This window comes from Thermococcus sp. MV11 (genome assembly GCF_012027285.1).
GTDB classification, from domain to species: Archaea; Methanobacteriota_B; Thermococci; order Thermococcales; family Thermococcaceae; genus Thermococcus; species Thermococcus cleftensis.
Genome location: NZ_SNUD01000001.1, coordinates 719,985 through 735,212 on the forward strand (window position 1 = coordinate 719,985; position 15,228 = coordinate 735,212).

Here is a 15,228-nt window from a genome sequence, read left to right on the forward strand (position 1 = left end):
GCTCACTCCTCCTTCGCCTTCACCAGTATTATGTCCCCTATCGCGGTGACCCGGTCGTAGGGGACGCCGACCTTTTCTCCAGGCAGGCCCAGGGCGAGCACCTTTCCCCTGCCCCTGTCGATTTCGATTAGAATCTCATCGACGTAGCCGACGTAATAGCCCCTGGTGTTGTAAATCTGCTTGCCGTAGAGCTTCGAGAGGCGCATCACCATTTTAATCACCGGATTAGGTTATTGATGAACGTATTTAAACGTTACCTCACCGTCTCCTCGGGAGGCTCCTGGCTACCTCGAAGGCCCACCTCGCGAAGAGGGCGAAGAAGGCCAGTATTGCCCCCATCACACCGACCACGAAGAGGCTCGCCACGGCCCCCTCGGTTCCTTGGAGGGGTTCGTAGCCCTTGAAGACCAGCATGGCCGTAGCGAAACCGCCAAAGTAGCTCAGGGGCGCGAGGAACATATCGAGGTAGTTTGAGGGACCGATGATAATCATAGCCGCCATGACGGCTGCTATGAAGGCGTAAGCCCCGCTCGGCCCGACGTCGTGAACGGCCCAGGCCGCAGCGAGCAGCGACGTCGCCAGAAAGCCCAGGGGAAATGCGAGCGCAGTTGCCCTAGTCCTCAAAGTGTGCCTGGCTCCAACTAGAAGTCCAGCCAGCAAGCCGACGTAGATCAGGTAAACGAAGCCCTCGTTCCCGGATTCGGGTGAGTAGAAGGCCACCGCCAGGGCGAAGCCCACGAACGCCCCAACTCCCGTCCAGGACATGAGGGACTCCCAATCCAGCCTCATGGTTTCACGACCCGTATGGTTATCCTGTCACCGTCATTGAGGTCGAGCTTTTCCCTCAGGTAAACCGGCGCCACTATCTCGGCTATCTTTGGTGGGTGGACCGTTCTGGAGGGTATCACGATGGCCCCCTCGACCTCACCTATCCTCACGCGGTACGCCTTGACGTCCCCAAAGGTTCTTCCGTCCTTCACGAAGCCCGGGAGAATGACGGGCCTCACGCCGCAGAGGGCGTCGAAGACTGTCTTGGGGAAGAGAACGCGGACGTTCAGCGTTCCAGGATATGGGTCAAAGCCGAGGTACTCCCTTATCAGGCGCGAGTACTGGCGCACGTAGTAGGCCCCCTCGCCGATTCCCGATATTACCTCTCCGATTATCACGCCGTTGTATAGGACGCCGGATATGGCGTCGCACAGCTCCTCCAGAAACTCGAGGCCCTTGGGGCTTATCTCCACGCGGGTCTTCTTTCCATCGACGGACCTCTCGAGCAGGCCCTCCTCTTCCATCTCGTCAAGTAACCTGAGGACGGACTGCGGAGAGGTTCCCAGCTCCTCCGCCAGCTCGCGCATCGTGACCTTCACCTTGTTTCCCACCGCGCCCCTGCGGGCGAGAGAGATGAGCAGTTTTATCCTCTTCATATCCTTCCCCTCTTGGACAGTCTGTCCGCCAGCTTTAAAGGCATGGGATAGCCCTCATCAAGGAGGGACTCCACGATTCTCAGGGCTGACTCCAGGTTGATGAGATGCCCGACGCTTACATAAGCTTTTCCCACCCTTTTGAACGAATTCCTCGGGGAGCCTCTCAGGGGTCTCTTGGCAACTCCAATCGTGGGCCGCCCTACCAGAAGGCCAATGTGGGAGGCCAAACCGTATCCCCTTGGGTGGGCTTTTCCATGTCCCTCAACGAGAAGGACGTCAAAGCTCTCCCCCCAGACGGCGAGAAGAACCGGCCGTGTCTCCCTCAGAAAGAAAAAAGTCGGGACGTAAGGGGCCGAAACCTCCATCTCCATGAACTTGGCCTTCACAACGGCACATTCTGGGAAGGAGCAGAGGACAAAACCCGCCCGCGCGGTGTCCTCTTTATAAGCCACATCGACAGCCGCGACCGTTTTTATGGCGGACAAATCGAGCGGTTTTTCCACTACCCTCGCGGAGAGCTTTTCCTGGGCTTTGGCCATTCTTCCCAGCTTCGACTCATTAATCACATAATCACCGAATTACTGCTTTATTGGTTTACATAATTCTGCACTTGAGTGAGCTTGTCCTCCAGGCTTTTGCTCAGCTTGGCCCTCGTCAGGTCCTCGAGGGTCCTCTCGAGTATGCCCCTGGCCTGATCCTGCTTCACGCGGACGTTTACAAGTCCCTTCGGATACTCCAGCGTCATCAGCTCCTCGTAGGTTTCCTCCATCGTGCGGTAGGTCTTTTCCGCCCCCTCTATGTCTCCAGCCAGAAGGAGAAGCAGGAAATGCCTCCGCAGCTCGCCGATGAAGTCCCCTATTCCGAGGGCGTAATCGGCGTGGGGAACCCCAAGCTCCCCGGGCGAGGGATATTCCTCACCGGTTATGTAGGCAAAGAACAGGCTCGCCTCAACGAACTCCTGGTGGGCGCTCTGAACGTAGCCGGTGTGGTACAGGTCCCTGTGGTCGGAGAGCATCTCCCTCAGCTCCGCAACCTTTCTGCCGGCGAGTTCGAGCCTCTCCCTTGCCCTCTCGACCTCGCCCCTGTGGAGCGCCTTTACCGCGTCCCCGCTGAGCCGGACTATCTCCCTCGTGAGTTTGAGGGCTTCCTCCCTGAGTGAATCCTTCTCGTCGAGAACCGCTCTTATCTCTTCGATTATCCCCTTCATCTCCATACTCTCACCGGAGAAAGTTGGAGGGGAACCTTAAAAATGTGGGCTTGGCTGATCCCCCCGCCTTCATTGACTGCCCTCGGCCTTCTCCAGCGGTCCGGAGGCCAAGCCCTGTCCGCCCGGCATCGTCGCACCCGCTCATCGCTGCCCGAACGCTCCCGGGCCCGGGCCACCGGGCGTCGTCGGACGCGGTAGAAAAATTTTCAGGAAAAATTTTAAGGGTTTCGGGTTTGATAACCTCCAGGAATATTCGGGTTCTTAATTCATGCCGAAAAGTATATAAGCGGACGAAGGGAGCTGACCATACAAACCCTCCAGAGGTGACGCTCATGGCTGAAAAGGTTAGGAACATCGTCGTTGAGGAGCTTGTAAGGACCCCGGTTGAGATGCAGAGGGTAGAGCTCGTCGAGAGGAAGGGAATAGGCCACCCCGACAGCATCGCCGACGGCATCGCCGAGGCCGTCAGCAGGGCCCTCAGCAGGGAGTACATAAAGAGGTACGGCATAATACTCCACCACAACACCGACCAGGTCGAGGTCGTCGGTGGCAGGGCCTACCCGCAGTTCGGCGGCGGCGAGGTCATAAAGCCGATTTACATACTCCTCTCGGGAAGGGCCGTCGAGATGGTCGATAGGGAGTTCTTCCCGGTCCACGAGGTCGCGATAAAGGCCGCCCGCGACTACCTCAAGAGGGCCGTCAGGCATCTCGACCTCGAGAACCACGTCGTCATAGACTCCCGCATCGGGCAGGGAAGCGTGGACCTCGTGGGGGTTTTCAACAAGGCCAAGGAGAACCCGATTCCGCTCGCCAACGACACTTCCTTCGGTGTCGGCTACGCCCCCCTCAGCGAGACCGAGAGGATAGTCCTCGAGACGGAGAGGCTCCTCAACAGCGATGAGTTCAAGAAGAAGTGGCCAGCGGTGGGAGAGGACATCAAGGTCATGGGCCTCAGGAAGGGCGACGAGATAGACATAACCATCGCCGCCGCAATAGTGGACAGCGAGGTTGCCAACCCTGACGAGTACATGGCCGTCAAGGACGCCATCTACGAGGCCGCCCGCTCCGTTGCGGAGGAGCACACCGAGAGGAAGGTGAACATCTACGTGAACACCGCCGACGACCCCGAGAAGGGAATCTACTACATTACCGTCACCGGAACCAGCGCCGAGGCAGGTGACGACGGAAGCGTCGGCAGGGGCAACCGCGTGAACGGCCTGATAACCCCGAACAGGCACATGAGCATGGAGGCAGCTGCCGGAAAGAACCCGGTCAGCCACGTTGGAAAGATATACAACCTCCTCTCGATGCTCATAGCCAACGACATAGCGGAGCAGGTTGAAGGGGTTGAGGAGGTCTACGTCAGGATACTGAGCCAGATAGGCAAGCCCATCGACGAGCCCCTCGTAGCTAGCGTTCAGGTCATACCGAAGAAGGGCTACAGCCTGGAAACCATTCAGAAGCCCGCATATGAGATAGCCGACGCCTGGCTCGCCGACATAACGAAGATACAGAAGATGATCCTCGAGGACAAGCTGAACGTCTTCTGATTTCCTTCCCTTTTCATTGCAAAAGTTTTTGAAAACATCAAACGGCAGGATAACCGTTCTGCTTGAGGACCCTCACGAGCTTCGCCTCCTCTAGGGCAAGGGCGACCTTCTCCTTCTTCACCTTCGCGAGCTGGGAAGCGGTGGCCTTCTTCTGGCGCACCAGCCTCACGAGCCTGGCCTCCTCGAGGGCGAGGAGTTCCTTCCTCTTCTTGACGACCTCAAGCCTTTTCTGAAGCAGGGTGGATTTCAACCTCTCCATGGTATCACCTGAATTCTTAAGCGTCCCCGACCTTATAAGCTTTTCGATGAATGCTACATCAACCTTCGACAATCAACGGAGACAAGGATATAAATCCCCCGGCCATAGGGCCACAGGTGGGTGAGATGATAATAGCAGTAACCGGAACTCCCGGCGTTGGAAAGACGACGGTTTCAAAGCTCCTCAGCGAAAGGCTCGGCTACGAGTACGTGAGCGTCAAGGACTTCGCCCTCGAGCGGGGCATCGGGGAGAGGGTTGGGGACGAGCTAGAGATAGACGTGGACGAGCTGGCCGATGCAATGGCCGGGGAATTCAAAGGTAGGGACGTCGTGATAGACGGCCACCTGAGCCACTTCGTTCCAGCCGATGTCGTGGTCGTCCTTCGCGCCCACCCGAGGCTCATCGCCGAGAGGCTCGAGAAGAGAGGCTACCCGAGGAAAAAGCTGGCCGAGAACGTCGAGGCCGAGCTGGTCGATGTTATCCTCGTCGAGGCCCTTGAGGAGAACGAGAACGTCCTCGAGGTGGACACCACCGGAAAAACGCCCGAGCAGGTCGTGGAGGAGATAATCGGTCTGATTGAAAAGGGGATTAAGAGGCGCGTTGGGGTCGTGGACTGGAGCGGGGCGTATGACGATGTTCTCCCGTACCTCGACCTCGGTGGCTGAGGGGGTGGTGCAATGAGGATCGTGTCGATCACGGACGTTCACGGGGATAGGAGGAAGGCCGAGGCACTTTCCAGGGTTCTTTCGCGGGAGGATTTTGACATACTCCTCATAGCCGGCGATGTAACCAACTTCAGCAACGCCGAAACCGCGCGGGAGGTTCTCGGACCCCTCCTCGACCTCGGCGTCCCAACTCTTGCCGTTCACGGCAACTGCGATGGCAGGGACGTCCCGGCCCTGCTCGAGGAGCTTGGGGTGGGGGTTCACGACCGGAGGAGGGAAATCAAAGGCGTCGGCTTCATCGGCATAGGCGGCTCAAACATCACCCCCTTTAACACTATCTGGGAGCTCACGGAGGACGAGATACGGGCGATCCTTGAGCGGAACTACCGGCCTGGCGACGTGATCCTCTCCCACGTTCCGCCCAGGAACACCAAAACGGACCTCACACACTCCGGCCTCCACGTCGGCAGCTCCGCCCTCAGGGAGTTCATCGAGGCGAGGGAGCCGCCGCTGGTCGTCGTTGGCCACATTCACGAGGCGAGGGCGGTTGACAAGATAGGTAAAACAGTGATTGTCAATCCCGGCCCGCTCTTCAGGGGCCACTACGCGGTGATCGATTTCGATGAAAGGGAGAAAAGGGTCGAGAACGTCGAGCTTCTCCGGCTTTAGACGAGCTTTTTCTCCCTGAGAACTTTCTCCATTCTGTCCATAGCTTCCTCGAGCTTCTCGTAGGCAGTGGCGTAGCTTATCCTTATGTAGCCCTCGCCGGCCTTTCCGAAGGCCGAGCCGGGAACGACGGCAACCCTTGCCTCTTTGAGCATCAGCTCGCTGAACTCCTTGTCGGTCAGGCCGGTGTCCCTCACGCGGGAGAATATGTAGAACGCTCCTTTCGGCTTCACGGTTGGCAGGCCCATCTCGTTTAAACGCTTCCAGACGAGATTTCTCCTGCGGTCGTACTCTCTCCTCATCTCCTCAACGGCCTTCCAGCTCCTCGGGTCGTCGAGTGCTTTAGCGGCCGCGTACTGGGCGAAGGTGACCGGGCAGGTGGCGTTGTACATCTGGAAGCGGGTCATCTTCTCGATTATCCACGCCGGAGCCGCCACGAAACCCAGCCTCCACCCGGTCATGGCGAAGGTCTTGGAGAAGCCGTTTACCGTTATAGTTCTCTCGAACATGCCGTCTAGAGAAGCGATGCTGTAGTTCCTTGCCCCGTCGTAGACGAAGTGCTCGTAGACCTCGTCGCTAAAAACCATCAGGTCGTGCTCCACCGCGAAGTCGGCTATCTCCTCGACGTCCTTCCTGGTGAGAACCGCGCCGGTGGGGTTGTTGGGACTGTTGATGATGAGCGCACGGGTCTTCTCGCTCACGTGCTTCTTAAGGTCATCAACGCTAAGCCTGAACTCGTTCTCCTCGTAGGTTGGCACCTCGACCGGCTTTCCGCCGGCGAGGATTACCGCTGGAGCGTAGCTGACGAACATCGGGCTCGGAATGAGGACCTCCTCCCCCTCCCTGAGGAAGGCCGCTAGGCCCATTATGAACGCCTGGTTCGCTCCCACCGTGACCATTATCTCGCTCTTCGGGTCTGCCTCTATGCCGTTCTGCTCTTTAAGCTTCCTCGCTATCGCCTCGCGGAGCATCATTATTCCAGCGTTCGGGCTGTAATGCGTCATTCCCCTGTCCAATGCCTCCTTGGCGTACTCCTTTATGTGCTCTGGCGTGTCAAAGTCCGGCTCGCCGATTCCAAGGGAGATCAGACCCTCGACGCCTTGGGCAAGGTCGAAAAGCTTTCTAATCTCAGAAGGGTTTACGAGCTCGAGTCTGTCGCTCAGCGCCATGAACATCACCGCTTTTCCTTCTCGGCGATGTTTATAACCTTACCTGGGCGAAAAGATGGACATAGAAGTGCTGAAAGGTTCACTGATGGACAGCGAATCCCTCCAGCACCAGAACGTCCAGCTCAGCGGCTCTAAAGGTTCCCAGCGCGTCCCCGGGAGAGCAGACTATAGGCTCGCCGTGCATGTTGAAGCTCGTGTTTAGAACCGCCCCGAGCCCGGTTCTGCGCTCGAAGGCCTTGATGACTTCGTAGTAAACCGGATTAACCTCCTTCCTCACCGCCTGGAGCCTCGTCGTGCCATCAACGTGAACCACAGCGGGGGCGAGCTTCCTGAACTCATCGCTGGCCGCGTAGCTCATCGTCATGAACTCGTTAGGCAGACCGTTGAGGTCTTCAAGGTATTCCCCTGCCTTCTCCCACAGCAGGGAGGGCGCAAAGGGCTGGAAGACGTCGCGTTTTAAGGCCACGTTTAGTCTCTCCTTCACGCGCTCATCGCGGGGGTCAGCTAAAATCGAGCGGTTGCCCAGGGCCCTCGGCCCGAACTCCATTGCCCCCTGGAAGAAGCCGACGAGTTTTCCCTCCGCCAATGCATCGGCCACGAAGCCGGCATCAACCTCCTCAAACTCGAGGCCTTCCCTCCTCAGGAACCCCTCGACTTCCTCCTTCCTATAGGTTGGCCCCAGGTAGACGTGCTCAAGCCTGAAGGGCCTCCATCTTCCGTCGAGCCTGTCCATCTGAGCTTTCACGAAGACTGCCGCACCGAAGGCCAAGCCTCCGTCGTCCATCGCTGGAAAGACCCAGAGGTTGTCGTCCCCGAAGATTTGCCTCAAAACGGCGTTGGCTTTTACGTTCTGGGCGACCCCTCCGGCGTAGGCGAGCGGAAGGCCATAGCCCTGCAGCTTAAGTCCCAGCTCCCCGATGAGCATCTCAAGGTGCCTTTGAGCGCTGGCCGCTATCTCTATCGCCTTCTTCTGGAGCTCGCCGTCGAGCTTCCCGCGCTTCATCTGGTTTGCTATCTCCCTCGCCTTTGAGAATGGATAGTGGAAGAGCTCCGCCAGTCTTCTCGTCGCTTCCACGCCGATGACCTTGAGGTGGTTGTCGAAGCTCAGCCCGTTCAGCTCGATTATCGCGCTCAAATCGTAGGCCGGCCTTCCGTAGGCGGCGAGACTCATCACCTTACCCTCGTGGCGCATCGGTTTGAAGCCTAAAAGTTCAGTAACTGACGCATAGAAGTCGCCGAGGGAGTCGATGTAGGTGCTCTGGGCAATCCTGATCATCTCGCCATCTCTCGCCACGTAGATTGACGAGCTGAGCCCGTCGCCGGCCGCGTCTATGCTGATTGCCAGGGCATCGCGCCAGCCCGAGGTGTAGTAGGCCGAGGCCGAGTGCGCTAAATGATGCTCGACGAAGATGACTTTCCTCTTGAAGTCCGGCCCAAAAATTGCCTTCAGGTTCTCCTCAAGCTCAAGGAGGCGTTTCTGCTTCCTGAAGATCCCAGCTACCGCTATGACCTCGACGTCTCCAGGCTCAACACCTGCCATCTCGAGGACCTTCTCGACGCTTAGCTTTGGGAAGCCCCTGAACTTCTTGACCCTGTTCAGCCTCTCCTCGTTCACCGCGAAAATTCTCTCTCCTTCTATCAGCACCGCTCCGGCGTCGTGACCGTCGTGGATCCCGAGTATCATGGGAGTGCCTTCGATGTCCGTTTTTTAAACGTTGGGGGAGGGAAGGATTTAAAAACGCTATCAAATGAATACATCTGATGGGGGTGAGACCGTGAGGAAGGCTGCCGCGTTCCTTGCGATTATGATGGTGGCGCTGGTTCCCCTTGCCGGTGCCGCTGGCGCCGCCACCTGGAACTACAAGAGCTTCATCAAGCAGTCCGTGGCCTGGTACTACCTCTACCAGGATAAGGAAGAGACCTTCAACGAGCTTTACAACCTCAGCGTCCAGATGAACGTCAGCAATGAGACCCTTCAGCTGGCCCTCGAGCTCTACAGCAACGCCACCGCCGAGTACGACCAGGCCCTCGCCTACGGTCTCCCGAGGGACGGCAGGAGCCTTGGCTGGATCGTCTTCAGCGTCCACATAAGGAAGGCCTACATCTACGTCAGCGAGGCCGTTGAGGTCCTCGAGGAAGCTCTGAAGGAGCTTGAGGCCCAGGCCGCCTGATTCCTCTTTTTTCTTCCTTGTTTCTTCAAAGGAGAAATTTGGAGAAAAAGAATCAGTAGGTTCTCGCGAACCTCGCGATGAACTTGGCCTCCCTACCACAGACCGGGCACTTCCTGCCCTCGATGCCTTCTTTGGCCTTATCCTCGGGGTAGGGAGTTCCAAGCATCTTGGCGTCAAGTTCTTCCTCCATCTTGAGGCCGCACTCCTCGTCACCGCACCAGGGGATCTCAACTATTCCGCGCCTGTCCTCGAAAACCTCCTTGGCCTCCTCGATGGTATCAACGCGCTTGATGTGGCTCTCGAGGAACTCCTTGGCGCGGTTGTGGAGGTTCTCGTGGATCTCGTCGAGGGTCTTCCTGACCTCTTCAACGATGTTATCGCGTTCCACCACGAGCTTCTCAAGGGTATCGCGCCTCGCGAGGACGGCTTTCCTCCCCTCAACGTCCCTCGGGCCGACCTCTATCCTGAGCGGAACGCCCTTCAGCTCCCAGTCGTAGTACTTCCTGCCCGGCCTGATGTCGCGCTCGTCCACGTGAACCCTGAGGCCAGCGTTTCTGAGCTCCTCGGCTATCTCGCGCGCGTAGGCGAATACATCGGCCTCGGCGTCCTTCTTCGGAATCGGGACGATGACGACCTGTATCGGGGCTATCGTCGGCGGGAGGACCATTCCGTTGTCGTCGCCGTGCACGGCTATGACCGCCGCCAAAAGGCGCTCGCTCATTCCAAAGGTCGTCTGGTGGACGAACTCGTGCTCGCCGGTTTCCGTCTCGTACTGTATGTTGTAGGCCTTGGCGAAGTTCTGGCGGTAATTGTGCATCGTCCCTATCTGGAGCGTCCTGCCGTCGGGCATCATTATCTCGGCTCCGAGCGAGTAGTAAGCCCCGGGGAACTTGTCCCACTCGGGGCGCTTGGAGACTATGTAGGGCAAGGCCAAGAACTTCGCGAGGCGGTCGAATATCTCGAGGTCCTCCTTGATCTGCCTCTCGGCGTCCTCGTAGCTGTCGTGGGCTGTGTGGGCTTCAAAGAACCTGCTTATCTCCCTGACCCTGATTAGGGGCCTCGTGTGCTTGGTCTCGTAGCGGTAGGTGTTCACTATCTGGTAGACCTTGAAGGGTAAATCAGCGTGGGAGCGGATCCAGAGGGAGAACATCGAGTACATCGCGGTTTCGCTCGTCGGGCGGAGGATCAGCCTGATATCCAGCGGGTCTAAACCGGCATGCGTCACCCAGTAGACCTCGTCCTCGAAGCCCTTTATGTGCTCGGCCTCCTTCTGGAACTCGGTTTCCGGAATGAGGGCAGGGAAGAGAACCTCCTCGTGGCCGGTTCTTTCCATCTCGGAGTGGATGAAGCGCTCGATGTTGCGCATTATCTTGAGCCCGTAGGGGAGCCAGATGTTCATTCCCTTGACCGGATAGCGCTTGTCCTGGATTCCCGCCGTCTCGATCAGCTCGTTGTACCACTCGCTGAAGTTCTCGCTCCACTTTTCCCGCCTTACCTTGGCCATTCGCACCACCTAAAGGGAGAACCGGCCAAAGTTTTTAAGCTTTCCCGGCCCGGTTTTGGCGCCTGACGTGGTAGAAAACCTTATTAGGTCGTTTCGATATTCATCTTAAGGTGATACCATGAGGCCGAGGGTGGCCGTTCTCTTCAAGATGAAGAGCAGGCCTTTGGAGGAACTGAAAAAGTACGCGGACGTCGAGCTGATTCTCTATCCGGGCGTGGAGGAGCTGAAAGAGAGAATAGGGGAGTTCGACGGGGTGATAGTTTCCCCCCTCAACCCCCTGCCCGGCGAGGTCATCGAGAGGGCCGATAGGCTGAAGGTGATAAGCTGCCACTCCGCTGGTTATGACCACGTTGACGTCGAGGCGGCAACGAGGAAGGGGATATACGTGACCAAGGTGGCGGGGGTTCTCAGCGAGGCCGTTGCCGAGTTCGCCGTCGGCTTAACCATCGCGCTCCTCAGGAAGATAGCCTACGCCGACAGGTTCATTCGCTCAGGAAAGTGGGACTCCCACAGGACGGTGTGGAGCGGTTTCAAGGAGATAGAGACCCTCTACGGCAAAAGGGTCGGAATTCTCGGCATGGGGGCGATAGGAAAGGCCATAGCCCGGAGAATGAAGGCGATGGGGACGGAGATACTCTACTGGTCGCGCTCGAGGAAGCCCGATATAGAGGAGGAAGTTGGGGCCAAATACCTTCCGCTCGACGACGTCCTGAGGGAGAGCGAGGTCGTTATCTTAGCCCTCCCGGCCACGAAGGAAACCTACCACATCATCAACGAGGAAAGGCTGGAACTCCTCGAAGGTAAATACCTCGTCAACATCGGGCGCGGGAGCCTGGTCGATGAGAAGGCCCTCGTGAAGGCGCTCGAGGACGGAAAGCTGAAGGGCTACGCAACCGATGTTTTTGAGAACGAGCCAGTACAGGAGCACGAGCTCTTCAGGCACGAGTGGGAGACGGTTTTAACGCCCCACTACGCCGGCTTGAGTAAGGAGGCGATGGAGGACATGGGCTTCCAGGCGGTAAGGAACCTCCTGGCTGTTCTCAGGGGTGAGGTCCCGGAGACACTCGTGAACAGGGAGGTCCTCAAGATACGCCCGCCCGAGAAGGTTAAGATGCTCTGAGGTGGTAGCATGCTCGTCGATGAGCTGAGGGAAATCACCCGGATTCAGGGGATTTCCGGCTACGAGGAAAAGGTCAGGGAGAAGATTGCGGAGTGGGTCGAGCCGTACGCCGACTACACCGTCGATACCATTGGAAACCTGCTCGTCGAGCTCGGCGAGGGCGAGCTAAAGGCCATCTTCATGGCCCACATGGACGAGATAGGGCTCCTGATAACTGGAATAAGGCCCGACGGAAAGCTGGCCTTCAGGAAAATCGGCGGCATAGACGACAGACTGCTCTACGGCAGGCACCTCGACGTGATAACCGAGAGCGGGAGGCTCGACGGCGTCATTGGCGCCCTTCCGGTGCACCTCAACCTTGAACGGAAGTTCGACACCGTTCCATGGAGCAAGCTCGCCATAGACATCGGGGCTGAAAGCCGGGAGGAGGCTGAAGAGCTCGGCGTTAAGGTGCTCGACTACGCGGTCTTCAAGAAGCACTTCGCGGTTCTCAACGGCCGCTACGTCTCCACCCGCTCCCTCGATGACCGCTTTGGGGTCGTTGCCCTCGTGGAGGCGATAAAGGACCTCGTTGACCACGACCTCGACGGGCGCTTCATCTTCGCCTTCACGGTCCAGGAGGAGATTGGCCTCAAGGGCGCCCGCTTTTTGGCGGAGCGTTACACTCCGAGATACGCCTTTGCCGTCGATTCCTTCGCCTGCTGCGGCGAGCTTACTGGTAACGTTCGCCCCGGCGGGGGAGCGGTGATAAGGGCCGTGGACAACTCGGCCATCTATACGAGGAGGCTCGCCAGAAAGGTCGCGGAAATAGCGTCGAGGAACGGGATTCCCCTCCAGATTGGCGTAACCGGCGGTGGAACCGACGCCTCGGTCTTCCAGGGAAAGAGCGAAGTCCTCGCCCTGAGCGTGCCCATAAGGTACCTCCACAGCGAGGTCGAGACCCTTCACCTCGGGGACCTTGAGGCCCTGACAAAGCTCATAGAGGCGATTGCCTTCGAACTCTGAAGAACGGGGGTGATTCCTTGCTTAAATACGTCTCCTACTTCGCGGTTGGAGTCTTCATAGGAATCCTCGCGGCGCTCTTTGGCCTCGGAGGGGGCTTCCTGATAGTCCCAACTCTCAACTTCCTCGGCGTCGAGATACATCACGCGGTGGGAACCTCAAGCGCCGCAGTGGTCTTTACCTCCCTCAGCTCCGCCTTAGCTTACTCAAGGCAGGGGAGGATACACTACAAGGTCGGCCTCCTGCTGGCTTCAACGGCCGTGATAGGGGCCTACATCGGCGCTTGGCTCACGAGCTTCATAAGTGCCTCCCAACTGAAGGTCATCTTCGGCCTCGCCTTAATCGTCGTTGCCGTCAGGATATACCGCAAGAAGACGGCCGAGCCGAGCGAGGTCAAGCTCGGGGACGTTAATGTGAACTACAAGCTCGTTCCGGTTGGGGGATTCTTCGCGGGAATAGCCAGTGGACTGCTCGGCGTCGGTGGGGGCATAATCAACGTGCCGTTTCTCACGTACATTGGACTGCCGATTCACTACGCCGTGGCAACGTCAAGCTTCGCTATAGTCTTTACCGCAACCGCTGGGGCGCTCAAACACTACGCGATGGGCAACGTGGAAACCCAGTGGCTCGTCCTCCTTGTCCCGGGGCTGATAATCGGTGCCCAGCTCGGTGCGAGGATAGCGAAGAGAACACGGGCGAGCAGTCTTAAGAAGGCCTTCGCCGTTGTCATGGGGCTCTTAGCCCTGAGAATGATCCTCAAGGGACTCGGCCTCCCGGTTCCCTGAGCTTTTCTTTCCTTCTTTCCATGACGTAGGACGCTTCGAGAAGTGCCGCCACCACGATTAGAACCAGCCACGCGATAACCAGCGGGCGGTCGTAGGGGTAGTAGAAATCTCCCGTCGGGACGTATGGTAACGAGATCAAGAGTAGCATTAAGGACAAGATGAACCCAAGGAACCCACCGATTACGAAGAGCACTATGTTCCCGCTGCCGTAGCCCATCTCTCCGCCGATGGCGAGCTCCGCGCTATAACCTACCACCGCGGTCAGGACCAGGATAACGGCGGAGAGAATGAGATTCGCCGGGCCAAGTTTTTTCCTTCTCCACTCGTACAGGCCGTAGGCGAGAACCAGAAGCAACCCGCCGGCTGAGGAACCGAGCCACACCGAGAGGTCCTTGTAAAAGCCGTAGGGAGCGTCCCAGTTGGCGAAAGTTATTGAACCTGGCTGGGTGATCACGAATACAAGGGCCACCAAAAGCCAGTACTTTTTCCAGCTCATCGTCATCTAAATTCTTACGATCCCCGAAGTTTAAAATTTTTTGGTCGAGTTGTGGCATTCTGGCCAAACTATATAAACCCCACCGGCAATACCGGGCCGATGCGGAATGATTAGCTCGGCGGTTGCACTTTTGATTGGCGTCGCGATAGGCTTTATCGCCGGCCTCTTCGGGGTTGGCGGGGGGTTCCTGATCGTTCCCGCCCTGACCTTCGCGGGACTCCCGCTCAGCATCGCGATAGGGACCAGTCTGGCCTGCATAACCGTCGGCTCGATGTCCTCCACGGCGATGCACGTTCGCGGCGGGAGGGTTCTATACAGGGTCGCCCTGATGACAGCGGCGTTCTCCATTCCAATGGCGATTGCTGGTTCCTACCTCTCCACGGTGATAGACGAGGGAGTGATCCGGGTGCTGTTTGCATTCCTCCTTCTCTACCTCGCCTACACCTTCGCGAGACCGGACAACGAGGGAAGTGGAGATGGGGTTTCGGAGGTGAAGTATCGGCACGTGCCTTTCATCGGCGCCTTTTCCGGCCTGGCCAGTGGACTGCTCGGCGTCAGCGGCGGAATAATCAACGTGCCACTTTTTCACGAACTCGCGGGCATTCCCGTTAAGTACGCCGTCGGAACGTCGAGCCTTGCACTCTTCTTTACCTCCCTCACGGCGGCCTACGCCCATTACACCCTCGGCCAGGTGGACATCACAACCGCCGCGATGATAGTTCCCGGGCTGATGGCCGGCTCGTTCGTCGGAGCCCACCTCGTTTCCAGGGTTCCTGCGGGAGGGCTGAAGAGGGCCTTTGCCGGACTGCTCGTGCTCACGGCGGTGAAGATGCTCGTTTAGACAGGTTTATTAGCTAAAGGTTCAACCACAAGGCGGTGAGAAAAATGGAGGAGCTTTTCGAGAGGGTCAAGGCAGAGTTCGGCGTCGAGGTAAGAAATGAAAACGACATGAGTGGCGCGTGGAAGCTGGTGGAGATGCTCAAGGATAAGGGCTGGGTCGTTTACATCATCACCGCGAGAGGCCGCGAGCAGGTGGATGCTTGGCACCCGAACTATGGAAGTCTATACGCCCAGTTCGGCGATATTCCGTCCTTCAAGAGTGTAGTCGAGGGCATCTGCCTCACTGCGCTCCACGTGAGGGAGCTTGAGAGGAACGGAACGATATGAAACGTTCGTTCCGTCGGAGTCCTCAAATATACCTGACCCCTAG

General features: G+C 58.0%; 19 protein-coding genes. 9 read left to right on the top strand and 10 right to left on the bottom strand.

Annotated features, from left to right (window positions below):
* Positions 1–2: 2 nt before the first annotated feature.
* Genes E3E27_RS04015 through E3E27_RS04035 form a run of 5 tightly spaced genes read right to left on the bottom strand, consistent with a single transcriptional unit; the run spans position 3 to position 2,637 of the window.
* The gene (locus E3E27_RS04015) at positions 3–212 is read right to left on the bottom strand and encodes a PRC-barrel domain-containing protein (protein ID WP_014787987.1); all 210 of its coding nucleotides are present in this window, start codon (positions 210–212) and stop codon (positions 3–5) included.
* 46 nt (positions 213–258) lie between these two features.
* On the bottom strand, positions 259–789 hold the full coding sequence (locus E3E27_RS04020) for a hypothetical protein (RefSeq protein WP_148267255.1): 531 nt from the start codon (positions 787–789) through the stop codon (positions 259–261).
* Positions 786–1,424, bottom strand: a complete 639-nt coding sequence (locus tag E3E27_RS04025) for a DUF120 domain-containing protein (RefSeq protein ID WP_014787985.1) — start codon at positions 1,422–1,424, stop codon at positions 786–788. Before E3E27_RS04025 ends, E3E27_RS04020 begins: the two co-directional genes overlap by 4 nt.
* Positions 1,421–1,963 (bottom strand): endonuclease V, encoded by a 543-nt coding sequence (locus E3E27_RS04030; RefSeq protein WP_167773755.1) that lies wholly within the window; start codon positions 1,961–1,963, stop codon positions 1,421–1,423. Before E3E27_RS04030 ends, E3E27_RS04025 begins: the two co-directional genes overlap by 4 nt.
* A 47-nt stretch (positions 1,964–2,010) precedes the next feature.
* Entirely contained in the window at positions 2,011–2,637 is a 627-nt protein-coding gene (locus tag E3E27_RS04035; RefSeq protein ID WP_167773503.1) for a haloacid dehalogenase, read from the bottom strand.
* A 326-nt stretch (positions 2,638–2,963) separates the two neighbouring features.
* Between E3E27_RS04035 and E3E27_RS04040 the strand changes: the two genes are divergently transcribed.
* Positions 2,964–4,181, top strand: a complete 1,218-nt coding sequence (locus tag E3E27_RS04040) for a methionine adenosyltransferase (RefSeq protein ID WP_014787982.1) — start codon at positions 2,964–2,966, stop codon at positions 4,179–4,181.
* Between the two features lie 37 nt (positions 4,182–4,218).
* Here E3E27_RS04040 and E3E27_RS04045 read toward each other — a convergent pair whose 3' ends face one another.
* Positions 4,219–4,440, bottom strand: a complete 222-nt coding sequence (locus E3E27_RS04045; RefSeq protein ID WP_187287169.1) for a hypothetical protein — start codon at positions 4,438–4,440, stop codon at positions 4,219–4,221.
* Between the two features lie 125 nt (positions 4,441–4,565).
* Here E3E27_RS04045 and E3E27_RS04050 point away from each other — a divergent pair, with 125 nt between their 5' ends.
* Together E3E27_RS04050 and E3E27_RS04055 are read left to right on the top strand one after the other, a co-directional pair.
* Entirely contained in the window at positions 4,566–5,105 is a 540-nt protein-coding gene (locus E3E27_RS04050; RefSeq protein ID WP_167773756.1) for an adenylate kinase family protein, read from the top strand.
* A 12-nt stretch (positions 5,106–5,117) separates the two neighbouring features.
* A complete protein-coding gene (locus E3E27_RS04055) occupies positions 5,118–5,774 on the top strand; it encodes a metallophosphoesterase (protein WP_167773504.1) in 657 nt (218 codons plus the stop codon).
* On the opposite strand, the gene E3E27_RS04060 is transcribed toward E3E27_RS04055, so the two are convergent.
* Positions 5,771–6,940, bottom strand: coding sequence for a pyridoxal phosphate-dependent aminotransferase (locus tag E3E27_RS04060; protein WP_167773757.1), 1,170 nt, complete (start codon positions 6,938–6,940; stop codon positions 5,771–5,773). The genes E3E27_RS04055 and E3E27_RS04060 overlap by 4 nt on opposite strands.
* A 79-nt stretch (positions 6,941–7,019) precedes the next feature.
* Positions 7,020–8,624, bottom strand: a complete 1,605-nt coding sequence (locus E3E27_RS04065) for a carbamoyltransferase (RefSeq protein ID WP_167773505.1) — start codon at positions 8,622–8,624, stop codon at positions 7,020–7,022.
* A 91-nt stretch (positions 8,625–8,715) separates the two neighbouring features.
* Between E3E27_RS04065 and E3E27_RS04070 the strand changes: the two genes are divergently transcribed.
* On the top strand, positions 8,716–9,111 hold the full coding sequence (locus tag E3E27_RS04070; protein WP_371731549.1) for a pyrolysin: 396 nt from the start codon (positions 8,716–8,718) through the stop codon (positions 9,109–9,111).
* A gap of 52 nt (positions 9,112–9,163) precedes the next feature.
* On the opposite strand, the gene proS is transcribed toward E3E27_RS04070, so the two are convergent.
* On the bottom strand, positions 9,164–10,615 hold the full coding sequence (proS, locus tag E3E27_RS04075) for a proline--tRNA ligase (RefSeq protein WP_167773758.1): 1,452 nt from the start codon (positions 10,613–10,615) through the stop codon (positions 9,164–9,166).
* Between the two features lie 118 nt (positions 10,616–10,733).
* Between proS and E3E27_RS04080 the strand changes: the two genes are divergently transcribed.
* From E3E27_RS04080 to E3E27_RS04090, 3 genes are read left to right on the top strand one after another with little or no spacing between them, the layout of a single operon-like run.
* Positions 10,734–11,735, top strand: coding sequence for a 2-hydroxyacid dehydrogenase (locus E3E27_RS04080; protein ID WP_167773507.1), 1,002 nt, complete (start codon positions 10,734–10,736; stop codon positions 11,733–11,735).
* Between the two features lie 9 nt (positions 11,736–11,744).
* A complete protein-coding gene (locus tag E3E27_RS04085) occupies positions 11,745–12,740 on the top strand; it encodes a M42 family metallopeptidase (RefSeq protein ID WP_167773508.1) in 996 nt (331 codons plus the stop codon).
* Positions 12,741–12,757: 17 nt separating this feature from the next.
* On the top strand, positions 12,758–13,522 hold the full coding sequence (locus E3E27_RS04090; RefSeq protein WP_167773509.1) for a sulfite exporter TauE/SafE family protein: 765 nt from the start codon (positions 12,758–12,760) through the stop codon (positions 13,520–13,522).
* On the opposite strand, the gene E3E27_RS04095 is transcribed toward E3E27_RS04090, so the two are convergent.
* Positions 13,494–14,024 carry a hypothetical protein gene (locus E3E27_RS04095; protein ID WP_240910645.1) on the bottom strand — a complete coding sequence of 177 codons (531 nt, stop codon included), beginning with the start codon at positions 14,022–14,024 and terminating at the stop codon, positions 13,494–13,496. The two genes, E3E27_RS04090 and E3E27_RS04095, sit on opposite strands and share 29 nt — an antisense overlap.
* Positions 14,025–14,124: 100 nt before the next feature.
* Between E3E27_RS04095 and E3E27_RS04100 the strand changes: the two genes are divergently transcribed.
* Together E3E27_RS04100 and E3E27_RS04105 are read left to right on the top strand one after the other, a co-directional pair.
* Complete coding sequence (locus E3E27_RS04100; RefSeq protein WP_167773510.1) at positions 14,125–14,859, top strand: sulfite exporter TauE/SafE family protein; 735 nt, start codon at positions 14,125–14,127, stop codon at positions 14,857–14,859.
* A gap of 44 nt (positions 14,860–14,903) precedes the next feature.
* A complete protein-coding gene (locus tag E3E27_RS04105) occupies positions 14,904–15,185 on the top strand; it encodes a hypothetical protein (RefSeq protein ID WP_167773760.1) in 282 nt (93 codons plus the stop codon).
* Positions 15,186–15,228 lie beyond the last annotated feature (43 nt).